Source organism: Bacillota bacterium (assembly GCA_036504675.1).
In the GTDB taxonomy this organism is placed as follows: Bacteria; Bacillota; Sulfobacillia; order JAJYWN01; family JAJZPE01; genus DASXUT01.
The window spans coordinates 21,037-32,898 of record DASXUT010000053.1 but is presented as its reverse complement, the minus strand read 5'-3'; the positions used below and the strand labels follow the sequence as shown (position 1 = coordinate 32,898).

Below are 11,862 nucleotides of genomic sequence, written 5' to 3'. Positions count from 1 at the left end.
CTAGCCATTACAGAAAGCGGGGTGCCGGTCGGTGGTCGTTTTCCTGGTCTTGCTCTTCGCCCTTGGCGTGCTGGTCTTCTCCATTCAGAACGTCAACCCGGTGGACATTGTCTTCATGGGTTGGCGCTTCCACACCTTCGTCTCCCATGTGGCCCTGATCGCCACCGGGGTGGGAGCCGCCTTCGTCCTGCTCCTCCTGCTAAGTCGGACGGTCCGGGGGAACATCAAGGTCTGGGAGGTCCAGGGGCGGCTGCGCCGGCTTCAGGGCGAACTGAAGGCCGCCCAGGAGAACCAACGCAAGCTGCAGGAAGAGCTGGCGCAATGCAAGGAGACCGGGACCGGCAAGGTCGAGAAGACGGCCGGGGGAACAGTGGCCCGATGAGCCCGGCGGTCCGGAGGAGCCTGGCCGGGGCCGTCTGGGAGGTCGCCGAGGCCGATCCGGACCGACAGGAACTATGGTCCCGGGAACTCGATCTCCCGCCCGCTGCCGTACAGGTCTTGCTCAACCGAGGGTTCCACGAACTCGAAGAGGCCAAGCAGTTCCTCTCCGCTGGCCTCGAGGAAGCCCACGACCCCCTGATGTTGGCCGGGATGGCTCAGGCCGTTGACCGGATCCAACGGGCCGTCGAGGACAAAGAGAGGATTAGGATCTACGGGGACTACGATGCCGACGGGGTCACCAGTACCGCGTTGCTGCTTTCGTTCCTACGCGGGCTGGCGGCCGACGTCGACTTTTACATTCCAAGCCGACTCGACGAAGGATACGGCCTGAACCCGGCGGCTCTGGCCGAGGCCCGGGACCAGGGGATCGGCCTGGTGGTCAGCGTCGACTGCGGAGTGACCTCCCTCGAGGAGGCCCGTCAGGCCGCCGCCATTGGTTTGGACCTGGTCATCACCGATCACCACGAACCCCTGGGGACCCTGCCCGCGGCAGTCTCCGTGGTCGACCCGAAGCGGTCGGACTGTTCCTATCCCTTCAAGGGTCTGGCCGGCGTCGGCGTGGCTTACAAGCTTGCCGTCGCCCTGGCCAGGCGGTATGGGCGTCCGGATCCGGGGGAATACCTTGATTTGGTAACCCTGGGCACGGTTGCCGATGTCGTCCCCCTGTTGGGGGAGAACCGAGCGATGGTCAGGGCCGGCCTTCCCCTGATCAGGCAGGGCGGTCGGCTCGGGCTGCGGGCCCTGGCTGACGTGGCCGGGCTCAGTACCCGACCAATCACCGCCGAAGCCGTGGCCTTCGGCCTCGCCCCGCGGATCAACGCCATCGGCCGCATTGGCGACGCCGGCGAGGCGGTGGCCCTCCTCCTCTCGGGGGACTGGCCGGATGCCTGCGCCCGGGCCGCCCGCCTCGACGCCGAGAACCGTTCCAGGCAACAGATCGAGGCGGCCATCCTTGACGAGGCCCGCCGCCGCCTGGAGGCCGACCCGGCGGCCGTCGAGCGACCGGCCATCGTCCTCTCCTCGCCGTCATGGCACGTCGGCGTGGTCGGGATCGTCGCCTCCAAGCTGGTGGAAGAGTACCACCGACCGGTGGCCCTCCTGGCCGAGCAGCCTGACGGTCAGGCCCGGGGCTCGGCCCGGAGCATCCCTGGGATCGATGTCTTTCAAGCCCTGAAGGCTTGCGGGGAGGCCTTGACCAGGTTCGGTGGTCATGAGTTGGCGGCCGGCCTGACCCTGCCCGCCGACGGAGTGGCGTCCTTCCGCGAGACCTTCATCGAATCCGTCGCCCACCTGGGCGAAGGACGGGACCTGCGCCCGCGGGTCGACGTCGACGCCGAACTCCCGATCGCCGCCGTCGACCATCGGTTGGCCCATGCGCTGCAACGTTTCGCCCCGTTCGGGGCCGGAAACCCGCCCCCCCTGATGGTCGCCCGGGGAGTCGAGACTGTCGAGGCCCGCTGCGTCGGCCAGGACTCCACCCACCTGCGGATGAAGCTGAGACAGGAACAACGGGATCTCGAGGCCATCGCCTTCAACCTGGGCTCGGCCGTCGAGGAGGCCCGCCGGGGTCCGCAGGATATCCTTTTCAGCCCGGAGATGAACGAGTGGAACGGGCGTGAGCGGCTGCAATTGGTCGTCCGGGGCCTCCGCGCGACGGGGCCGGCCGCCGGGCCGGCCGCCGGGCCGGCCGCCGGGTCGGCCGCCGGGTCGGCCGTGGCGGACCCACCGTTGGCGGTCGCTCGGCCGGTGCCTCGCGTCGTGGTCACCCGGCTCGAAGACCGGAGGGCCGCCCCCGACCGGTTGGCCGCCCTCATCGAGATCCTGGCGCGAGTCGACGTGGCCTTGATCGCCGTGAACAACGACTGGACGGCCGGTTCTCTCGATGGTCGGCTATCCGCCTTCGGGTTGCCCACCGAGAGGCGCTACCTGGTTGGCGGACGCCCGCTCGCCGGTGGCGGCGGCCGGGGGCCGGCCACCCCGGGGCGTCGGGCCGCCTTGGTCCTCTATCACCCGCCGACCGGCCCGGCCGACCTGGACGAGTTGGCCCGCGCCCTGGCCGCCACGGACCCGTCGGAGGCCGAGGTCCATCTGCTCTATGGTCCGGCCGACATCAGGCTGACTGAGGTCATCCTGGCCCGACAGGCCCCGGATCGCGGGGCCCTGGTCGAGCTCTACCGGACCCTCCGCGAGGCGGCCCCCTACGGGGTCGCCGTGGCGATCGGGCGGGTCACCCGACTGACCAGGGGTCCTTGGGACCGGGCCCGGCTGATGGTGGGGCTGCACATCTTTGAAGAACTTGGTCTCCTGGAGAGGATAATGGCGGCGAACGAGGAATCACTCATTTTGTCCAAACCGGCGGTCAAGGCGAAGTTGGACCTGGAGTCCAGCCCGGCCTACCGCCGCGGACGCCTGGCCAGGGAAGCCTTCGCCGCCTTCAGCCTTGAGGCGCTGTCGGCCGAGGCCCTGGCTCTTCTCGGACCGGCCTTTAGCCTGGCCAAAGCGAGCCCAGGCCCAGAAGAGAGGGGAGCAGTTGGATGACGCCGATCGACGCCGAAGCCCTCAAGAAGCTGATCCGGATCGTTCCCGACTTCCCGAAGAAGGGCATTAGTTTCAAGGACATCACCACCCTGGTCAAGGACGGCAAGGCCTGGCACCAGTCGATCAAGGCCCTGGCGGACGCCTGCCGGCCGGCCAAGCCCGACGTGGTCGTCGGCCCGGAAGCCCGCGGCTTCATCATCGGCGCGGCCCTGGCCTATGAGTTGGGGGTCGGCTTCGTGCCGGTGCGCAAGGCCGGCAAGCTGCCCGGAGCGACTTACAAGGGTGAATACGCCCTCGAATACGGCCGGGACACCCTGGAGGTTCATCTCGACGCCATTCAGCCGGGGGAGCGGGTCCTCGTCGTCGATGACCTGCTGGCCACGGGGGGCACTATCTCCGCCAGCGTCGACCTGGTCAAGCAACTCGACGGAAACATCGTCGGGCTGGCTTTCCTGATCGAACTGACCGACCTCCGGGGACGGGCCAAGTTCCCGGGCTTTGACGTCGTAAGCTTGATCCAGTATCCCGTTTGAAGGGCCTCGACCAGAACCTAATCCCAAATATGACGCTCGAAGAGCTGAAGACCAAGGTCCAGGGTTACAACTCACAAGCCGACCTGAAGCTCCTGGAAGAGGCCTACGCCTTTGCGAAGAAGGCCCACCAGGGGCAATTTCGCGTTTCCGGAGAGCCCTTCGTCGAGCATCCCCTGGCCGTCGCGGCCATCTTGGCCGAGCTCCAACTCGACGTTGTCACCCTGGCCGCCGGCCTCCTCCACGATGTCGTCGAGGATACCGGCGTTTCCCTTGCCGAGTTGCAGGCCAAGTTCGGCCCGGAGATCGCCCAACTCGTCGATGGGGTCACCAAGCTCAGCAAGATCGAGCTCCGCTCGCACGAGGAGGAGCAGATCCAGAACCTTCGCAAGATGTTCCTGGCTATCGACCGGGACATCCGGGTCCTGATGATCCGCCTGGCCGACCGCCTCCACAACATGCGGACCCTGAAGCACCTGCCGCCCGAGCGGCAGAAGGCGACCGCCCACGAGACCCTGGAGATCTTCGCCCCGCTGGCCCATCGGCTGGGGATCTTCCAGATCAAGACCGAGCTCGAGGACCTCGCCCTGCGCTACCTGGAGCCGGAAGTCTACCACGACCTGGCCCAGAAGGTCCAGAAGAAGCGGATCGAGCGCGAGGATTATATCAGCCGGTTCATCGGCATCCTCACCGAGAAGCTGTCGGCCGCCGGCGTCAAGGCCGACATCCAGGGCCGGGCCAAGCACTTCTACAGCATCTACCGGAAAATGTACGTCCAGGGGCGCGACTTCGGCGAGATCTACGACCTGATCGCCGTCCGCGTCCTGGTCGAGTCGGACCAGGATTGCTACTCGGCCCTGGGGATCATCCACACGATGTGGAAGCCCATCCCGGGCCGGTTCAAAGACTTTATCGCCGTCCCCAAGAACAACATGTACCAGTCGCTGCACACGACGGTCATCGGCCCCGAGGGCGAGCCGGTGGAGATCCAGATCAGAACCTGGGACATGCACCGGACGGCCGAGTATGGGATCGCCGCCCACTGGCGCTACAAGGAAGGCGGCCGGGCCGACGCCGAGTTCGAGGACAAGCTGGCCTTGCTCCGCGAGCGCCTGGAGGGCCAGCGTCAGCTGACCGATCCCCAGGAGTTCATGGAAGGGTTGAAGTCCGACCTCTTCGCCGACGAGGTCTTCGTCTTCACCCCCAAGGGCGACGTCATCGAGCTGCCGGCCGGGGCCGGACCGCTCGATTTCGCTTATCAGATTCATACCGACGTCGGGCATCGCTGCATCGGCGCGAAAGTCAGCGGGAAGATCGTCCCCCTGACCTATAAGCTGAAGAACGGCGACATCGTCGAGATCCTCACCGCCAAGCAGGGAGCCGGGCCCAGCGAAGACTGGCTTGACATGGTCGTCGCCACGGGCGCCAAGAATAAGATCCGCCAGTGGTTCAAGCGCGAGCGCCGCGACGAGTACGTGGTTCGCGGCCGGGACCAGGTGGAGAAGGAGATCGAGCGGCTCGGCCTGCAGCGGTCTGACCTGCTCAAGGACGAATGGCTGGACCCCGTCCTGCAGAAGTTCGGGTACACCGGTGAGGATGACCTGTGGGCGGGCGTGGGCTACGGCGGGATCACCCCGCAGTATGTGGTTGGAAAGCTGAGGGAACAGTACGACCAGGAAAAGAAGGCCAAGCCCATCGTCGACTTGGCGGAGCTGGGGTTTCCGACCACGGCCCCGGTCCGCAAGCCGAAGCCGACGATGGGGGTCAGGGTCAAGGGTGAGGACAACGTCCTCGTCCGTTTCTCCCGTTGCTGCAACCCCATTCCGGGCGACCTGATCGTCGGCTACATCACCCGCGGGCGGGGCGTTTCCATCCACCGGGCGGACTGCCCCAACGTCACCCACTACTCCGACGAGAAGGAACGGTTGATCGAGGTGGGGTGGGATACCGAGCAGCCGTCGACCTTCGCCGTCGAGGTCGAGATCACCGGGGTCGACCGGCCGGGGCTGATGGCCGACATCCTCAACTCCATCGCCGACACCCGGACCAACATCCTGGCCGCCAACGCCAGGGCCGACCGCAACCGGGTCGGCATCATCGACCTCGTCCTGGAGATACGCAACCTCGACCAATTGCGTTACGTCTTCCAGCGCCTGGCCAGGGTCCGCGACGTCTTCAGCGTGTCGCGGGTCGTCCGTGACAAGCCCAAGTGAGGCGGGCGATCCGGCGCTGACGTCGTCGATCGAGGTGGTGAGCGAGTGAGAGCGGTAATCCAACGGGCCAAGTCGGGCCGGGTCACCGTGGGCGGGCGCGAGATCGGGCGGATCGGGCGGGGTCTTGTCGTGCTCGTCGGGGTCGGGCCGGAAGACGAGGCCAAGGCCGCCGCCTACATGGCCGATAAGACCGCCAACCTGCGAATCTTCGAGGACGAGGAGGGCAAGATGAACCTCTCCCTGCTCGAAGTGAAGGGCGAGGTCCTGGCCATCTCCCAGTTCACCCTGTTCGGGGACGTCCGCAACGGCCGGCGCCCCGGCTTTTCCGCCGCGGCCCGGCCTGAGAAGGCCGAACCGCTGTACCGGGCCTACGTCGAGGCCCTCCGGGCGATGGGGATCATCGTCGCCACCGGTGAGTTCGGCGCCGAGATGCTGGTGGAGATAGAGAACGATGGGCCGGTCACCATCCTGGTGGACAGCGACCGGCTCTTCTAGGCGAAGGGTGATCGAATGCTCATCGAGACTATGACCGTCGGGCCGATGATGGCCAATTGCTACATCGTCGCCGGGGAGGGCGCCTCGGCGGCCGCGGTCGTCGACCCCGGCGCCGACGCCCGTGACATCCTCGAGGCCGTGAGAAGGTTGGGGCTGACCGTCTCAGTGATCATCAACACCCACGGGCATGCCGACCACATCGCCGCCAACGGCCAGGTGAGGCAGGAGACCGGGGCCTCGCTGATGGTCCACCGGAGCGAGGCGGCTTTCCTGACCCAGCCGACGATGAACCTCTCGTCGTGGGCGGGCTTGTCGCTCTTCGGCCCACCGGCCGACCGGCTGCTCGAGGACGGCGAGGAGATCCGGGTCGGAACCCTGGCCCTGACCGTCCTGCACACGCCGGGCCACACCCCGGGCGGCATCTGCCTGGTCGTTCGGGACGACTCGACCAACCCGGCCGGTCGGCCGGACGCCTGTGAGGGGCCGGTCATCTTCAGCGGCGACACCCTCTTCGCCGGCTCGGTCGGACGGACGGATTTCCCCGGGGGTTCCTTCGACGACCTGATCAGATCGATCAAGGAGAAGCTCCTCGTCTTCGATGACGACACCGAGGTCTACCCGGGCCACGGCCCGGCGACGACGATCGGTGAGGAGAGGGCGTCGAACCCGTTCCTGATGTGACGCGAAACGGCCGGCCCGATGAAGGCCGGCCGTGTCAATGCCGTGGGGGGCTGAGCCGCCCGATCTGAGCCGCCCGGCCTAGTATCGGAAGAAGGCCGGGAGGAAATCGACCAGGGCGCGGGAGAGGGCCGGCCCGAAGACGTTGCCGGTCCGCTGGAAGAGAAAGCCGTTAAGGGCGGTCATCGCCGGGACGACGACGACGTTCTCGAGGAGCGCCGGGAGGATGGCCGTCCCGCGAATCAGGGCGGCCGGCAGGGAAAAGAGGATCCCGACGAGAAAGGCAGTGGCTACGAGCCCGCGCACCCGTCCGTGGCGGTTCTGCAGCCAGGTCTGCAAGTAGGCGTGGAAGATCACCGTTCGGGCCAGGCCGATCACCAGGAAAGACCAGTAGAACTGGCGGACGAGCCCGAGGGGACTGAGGTGCTGCAGCCCGGCGGGGAAGGAGAGCGCCCCGGCGCTGACCGTCAGGAACCCAACCGCCCCGCCCACCAGCAGGCTGCGGGTCAGTTCCTCGCGACGCAGGCCGAGGCGCTTCCAGGTGACCTTGGCCCGCAGAAAGAGGCGGAGGATGAACCCGGCCACGACGAGGTCGGCCAGGGTCCCGATGATCCGGCCGGGCAGGTAGGCTCCGACCAGCGCGGCCAGGATGAGGTAGAAGGAAATGATCCCGGCGGCATAGAGGGACGCCCGCGGCGGCCAGTCGCGAAGTTCCGCCTCACGCTCGATGATCGAGCGATGGGTGTAGGCCGGATTGGAGTCCACGGTCAGGACGTAGACCATCGCCCCGAGGAAGCCGACCATCACCGCCAGCAGCAGCACGGAGATGGGGAGGACCTTAGGCTGGGCATAGACCAGGAAGAACATGCCCGTGCCCGAGTACAGGTTGGGGAAGCTGAAACGGAGGCCGGACGAGGGGAAGTTCAGGGTGACCTGGCGCCCCAGGTACATCCGGACCCGGCCGAATTGATCGCCGAAGATCTGGATGGCCTCGGACTCGGCCCCCGACTGGAACTCACGATTGACCCCGAAGATCCCGACCAGCCTGAGTTCGCGCTTCAGGTCGGAGACGATGGTCCTGGCCCGTTCGAGGGACGGCGGCGAATCGGTCGGCTTGGCCGACGAGCGGTCCTTCATCTCTTCGAGTTCCTGGTAGGTCAGGGGCAGGTAAATAGCGGTGAACGAGTCCTGCAGGTTTCCCGACGCCAGCGTGGCCGAGAGGACGTCGGCCTGTTCAGGCGGGGGGACCAGCCGATAGAGGCCGTTGCCCAGGATGACCACACCGGTCACCCGCGGGCCACGGTAGGTCGGCACCAGTTGCCCGTCCTTGACGTCGATCTTCAGGTACGGGTCGTCGACGACGACCCGCTGGAAGGAGAGGACCTCCTGGCCGACGTACTCCTCGCGGAGAAGCCCGATGCTGGACGGGCTGATGAAGAACAGTCCCAGAGCGAGGGCGCCGGCGATGAGGGCGCCGAGGCCGAGGAGGAGGATGAAGTGCACCGGATTACGGGTCCGATGGGCATCGCTCCGATGCGGCCGGGCCTCGAAGTCGTGCGGCGACGCAGTCGGCTTCTGGCGGCCGGGTCCGCCTGACCCGGAGTCGGATTCGTCCGACGATCCCGACGGGCCGGACGGCGACATGGGCGTCCGGGCGATGGGGTTTCGGGGCAGGGGCAAGAGGTTCCGGCCGTTATCTTCGGCCATGACTTGGCTCCTTAAGGAGTAATAGGTGTAAAACTTACTTCTGCTAGGGCTAAATCCCTTTGTCATTATGTGGAATTAGACCAAAACCGGTAGGGGGAACGACCATGCTGACCACGCGGCCGAGGGGGACACTCGACTACTTGCCGGCGGACATGGACCGTTGGCACCGCGTCGAGGGCCTCGTCCACCACGTCTGCCGCCTTTACGGCTACCAGCAAATCCGGACGCCCGTCTTCGAGCACAGTGAGCTGTTCGAGCGGACGGTGGGCGGAGCCACGGACATCGTCGAGAAGGAGATGTACACCTTCAAGGACCGCGGCGGCCGCAGCCTGAGCCTGAAGCCCGAAGGCACCGCCCCGGCCGCCCGGGCCTTCCTCGAGGACAAGCTCTATGCCCAGTCCCAACCGACCAAGCTCTACTACGTCGAGCCGGTCTTCCGCTACGAGCGGCCCCAGGCCGGGCGGGTGCGCCAGCACTACCAGTTTGGCATCGAGGCCTTCGGCTCACAGAACCCGGCCCTCGACGCGGAGATCATCTCCCTGGCCGTCGATTACCTGGGCCGGCTCGGTGTGACCGGCCTCGAGGTGACCATCAACAGCATCGGCTGTCCCAAGTGCCGTCCCGCCTACCGGGAGAAGCTCGTCGTTTACCTGCAATCAAAGGTCGAGCTCCTGTGCGAGGATTGCCGTTCACGGCTCGAGCGCAACCCACTGCGGGTCCTCGACTGCAAGAACGAGGCCTGCCGCCCGCACCTGGAGGCTGCGCCGGTGGCCTCCGAGCACCTCTGCCCGGAGTGCGCCGAGCATTTTCAGGCGGTCCACGCCTATCTGGCCGGCTACGGCATCCCCTTCCGGATCAACCCGCGGCTGGTCCGCGGCCTCGATTACTACACCAAGACCGTCTTCGAGATCATCTACCCGCCTCTGGGTGCTCAAAGCACGGTCTGCGGAGGAGGCCGATACGACGGCCTGATCGAGGTCCTCGGCGGCGACCCGACCCCGGGGGTCGGCTTCGGGATGGGCATCGAGCGGGTTCTCCTGACCCTCGAGAAGCAAGGCGTGACCCCGCCGTCCCAGGCCGTCCTGGACGTCTTCGTGGCCGCCATCGGCCAGGCCGCGGCGGGCCAGGCGATGCACGTCGTCCACCATCTGCGGGCGGCCGACATCGCCGCCGACCTCGATTACCTCGGCCGCAGCCTCAAGGCACAGTTCAAGTACGCCGACCGGACCGGGGCCCGCTGGGTGGCCATCATCGGCGACGAGGAGTTGGCCGCGGGCCAGGTGACCCTGCGCGATTTGGCCACCCGTAAGCAGGAGAGAGTGGCCGCCGCCGACTTGGCGGCGCGGTTGGCCTCGGTGAAGGCGGAGCCGACGGTCGGAGCCGTCGAAGGGGAGGGGGAGGCCAGGTGAGCGAGGCCATCAAGCGGACCAGCGGGTGCGGGGAGCTGTCGGCCGAGGACATCGGCCGGGAGGTGGCTCTGGCCGGCTGGGTCCACCGGCGCCGCGATCACGGCGGCCTGATCTTCATCGACCTCCGTGACCGCTCAGGGCTGGTCCAGCTGGTCTTCAACCCGGAGAAGAACCCGGAGGCCCACCGGACGGCCGATGGGCTGCGGTCTGAGTTCGTCGTCGCCGTCCGCGGGGCCGTCTCGCGGCGCGACCCCGAGCAGGTCAACCCGAAGCTGTCGACCGGCGAGGTCGAGGTCTTCCCGGCCGAGATCGAGATCCTCAACCCGTCCCTGACCCCGCCGATCTATGTGGCCGAGGCGGCCGACACCCCGGCCGTCGACGAGACCACCCGCCTGCGCTATCGCTACCTGGACCTGCGACGCCCCAGGATGCAGCGGAACCTGATCCTCCGCCACCAGGTGACGATGGCCGTCCGCAACTTCCTCGATCGCCACGGCTTCCTCGAGATCGAGACGCCGATGCTGACCAAGAGCACCCCCGAGGGGGCCCGAGACTACCTGGTCCCCAGCCGGGTCAGCCGGGGCCGGTTCTTCGCCCTGCCCCAGTCCCCGCAGCTCTTCAAGCAACTCCTGATGGTCTCTGGCTTCGACCGGTACTTCCAGGTCGTCCGCTGCTTCCGCGATGAGGACCTGCGGGCCGACCGCCAGCCCGAGTTCACTCAGGTCGACGTGGAGATGTCCTTCGTCGACCAGGATGACGTGATGGGGATGATGGAGGCGATGATGGCCGAGGTCTACGAGCAGGTGGTTGGCCGCCGCATCAGCCTGCCCATCGCCCGGATGACCTGGCATCAGGCCATGGCCGAATACGGTTCGGACAAGCCCGACCTGCGCTTCGGGATGCCGCTGGTCGACCTGACCGGGGCGGTCAAGGGTTCGCCCTTCCGCGTCTTCGCCGAAGCCGCGGCCGCCGGCGGCCTGGTCAAGGCGGTGGTCGCCCCGGGCGCCGCCACCTGGTCGCGGAAGGTCCTCGACGAACTGGGCGAGTTCGTCAAGGGCTACGGGGCCAAGGGGCTGGCCTGGATGGCCTTCGAGGGGAATCAGGGGGACCAGATCCGCTCGCCCATCGCCAAGTTCTTCAGTCCTGAAGCCCTGGGCGACCTGCGTTCCCACCTCGGCGCCGGCCCCGGCGACCTGGCTCTCTTCGTGGCCGACAAGCCGGGCGTGGTCGCCGCCGCCCTCGGAGCCCTGCGACTGGAGCTTGGGAAGCGTCTGGACCTCATCGATCGCACCATCGACCGTTTCCTCTGGGTGACCGACTTCCCGATGTTCGAGTACAGCCGGGAGGAGGACCGCTGGGTGGCGATGCACCACCCCTTCACCTCGATCCGAGACGAGGACCTGCCGCTCCTCGAAGCCGACCCCGGGGCCGTCCGGGCCGTGGCCTACGACCTCGTCCAGAACGGCGTCGAACTCGGCGGAGGGAGTATCCGGATCCACCGCCGGGACGTTCAGGAACGGGTCTTCGCCGCCCTCGGCCTGTCGCCCGAAGAGGTGCGCGAGAAGTTCGGCTTCCTCCTGGAAGCCTTCGAATACGGGACTCCGCCCCACGGGGGCATCGCCTTCGGCCTGGACCGGATGCTCATGCTGATGTCCGGGGCCGAGACCATCCGCGACGTCATCGCCTTCCCCAAAACGACCAGTGCCTCCGACCTCCTGACCGGGGCCCCGTCGCCGGTCTCCCCGAGGCAGCTGGGGGAATTGGGTTTGGCGGTCGACAAGCCGGAGTAGACCCGGCAATACCGCCACCGGGCTCGCTTTTCCTCCGCCAATCGGGAACTCGCGTTTTGGA

The 11,862-nt window shown here is 67.2% G+C and carries 9 protein-coding genes; 8 read left to right on the top strand and 1 reads right to left on the bottom strand.

Going from position 1 to position 11,862, the window contains the following annotated elements:
- Positions 1-31 precede the first annotated feature (31 nt).
- The 6 genes from VGL40_04125 to VGL40_04100 are packed head-to-tail and all read left to right on the top strand — an operon-like array spanning position 32 to position 6,898.
- On the top strand, positions 32-382 hold the full coding sequence (locus VGL40_04125) for a LapA family protein (GenBank protein ID HEY3314451.1): 351 nt from the start codon (positions 32-34) through the stop codon (positions 380-382).
- Positions 379-2,979, top strand: a complete 2,601-nt coding sequence (recJ, locus tag VGL40_04120; protein HEY3314450.1) for a single-stranded-DNA-specific exonuclease RecJ — start codon at positions 379-381, stop codon at positions 2,977-2,979. The genes VGL40_04125 and recJ overlap by 4 nt, the downstream gene beginning before the upstream one ends.
- Positions 2,976-3,512, top strand: a complete 537-nt coding sequence (locus VGL40_04115; protein ID HEY3314449.1) for an adenine phosphoribosyltransferase — start codon at positions 2,976-2,978, stop codon at positions 3,510-3,512. The genes recJ and VGL40_04115 overlap by 4 nt, the downstream gene beginning before the upstream one ends.
- A 29-nt stretch (positions 3,513-3,541) precedes the next feature.
- Positions 3,542-5,722: a bifunctional (p)ppGpp synthetase/guanosine-3',5'-bis(diphosphate) 3'-pyrophosphohydrolase gene (locus VGL40_04110; protein HEY3314448.1), complete on the top strand. Its 2,181-nt coding sequence runs from the start codon at positions 3,542-3,544 to the stop codon at positions 5,720-5,722.
- 45 nt (positions 5,723-5,767) lie between these two features.
- Complete coding sequence (gene dtd / locus VGL40_04105) at positions 5,768-6,217, top strand: D-aminoacyl-tRNA deacylase (GenBank protein HEY3314447.1); 450 nt, start codon at positions 5,768-5,770, stop codon at positions 6,215-6,217.
- A gap of 15 nt (positions 6,218-6,232) precedes the next feature.
- Positions 6,233-6,898 carry an MBL fold metallo-hydrolase gene (locus VGL40_04100; GenBank protein HEY3314446.1) on the top strand — a complete coding sequence of 222 codons (666 nt, stop codon included), beginning with the start codon at positions 6,233-6,235 and terminating at the stop codon, positions 6,896-6,898.
- 78 nt (positions 6,899-6,976) lie between these two features.
- On the opposite strand, the gene VGL40_04095 is transcribed toward VGL40_04100, so the two are convergent.
- Complete coding sequence (locus tag VGL40_04095) at positions 6,977-8,602, bottom strand: CPBP family intramembrane glutamic endopeptidase (GenBank protein ID HEY3314445.1); 1,626 nt, start codon at positions 8,600-8,602, stop codon at positions 6,977-6,979.
- 104 nt (positions 8,603-8,706) lie between these two features.
- Between VGL40_04095 and hisS the strand changes: the two genes are divergently transcribed.
- Both hisS and aspS read left to right on the top strand, forming a co-directional pair.
- Positions 8,707-10,011, top strand: coding sequence for a histidine--tRNA ligase (gene hisS, locus VGL40_04090; GenBank protein HEY3314444.1), 1,305 nt, complete (start codon positions 8,707-8,709; stop codon positions 10,009-10,011).
- Positions 10,008-11,801 carry an aspartate--tRNA ligase gene (gene aspS, locus VGL40_04085; GenBank protein HEY3314443.1) on the top strand — a complete coding sequence of 598 codons (1,794 nt, stop codon included), beginning with the start codon at positions 10,008-10,010 and terminating at the stop codon, positions 11,799-11,801. Before hisS ends, aspS begins: the two co-directional genes overlap by 4 nt.
- The last annotated feature ends 61 nt before the right edge of the window (positions 11,802-11,862 follow it).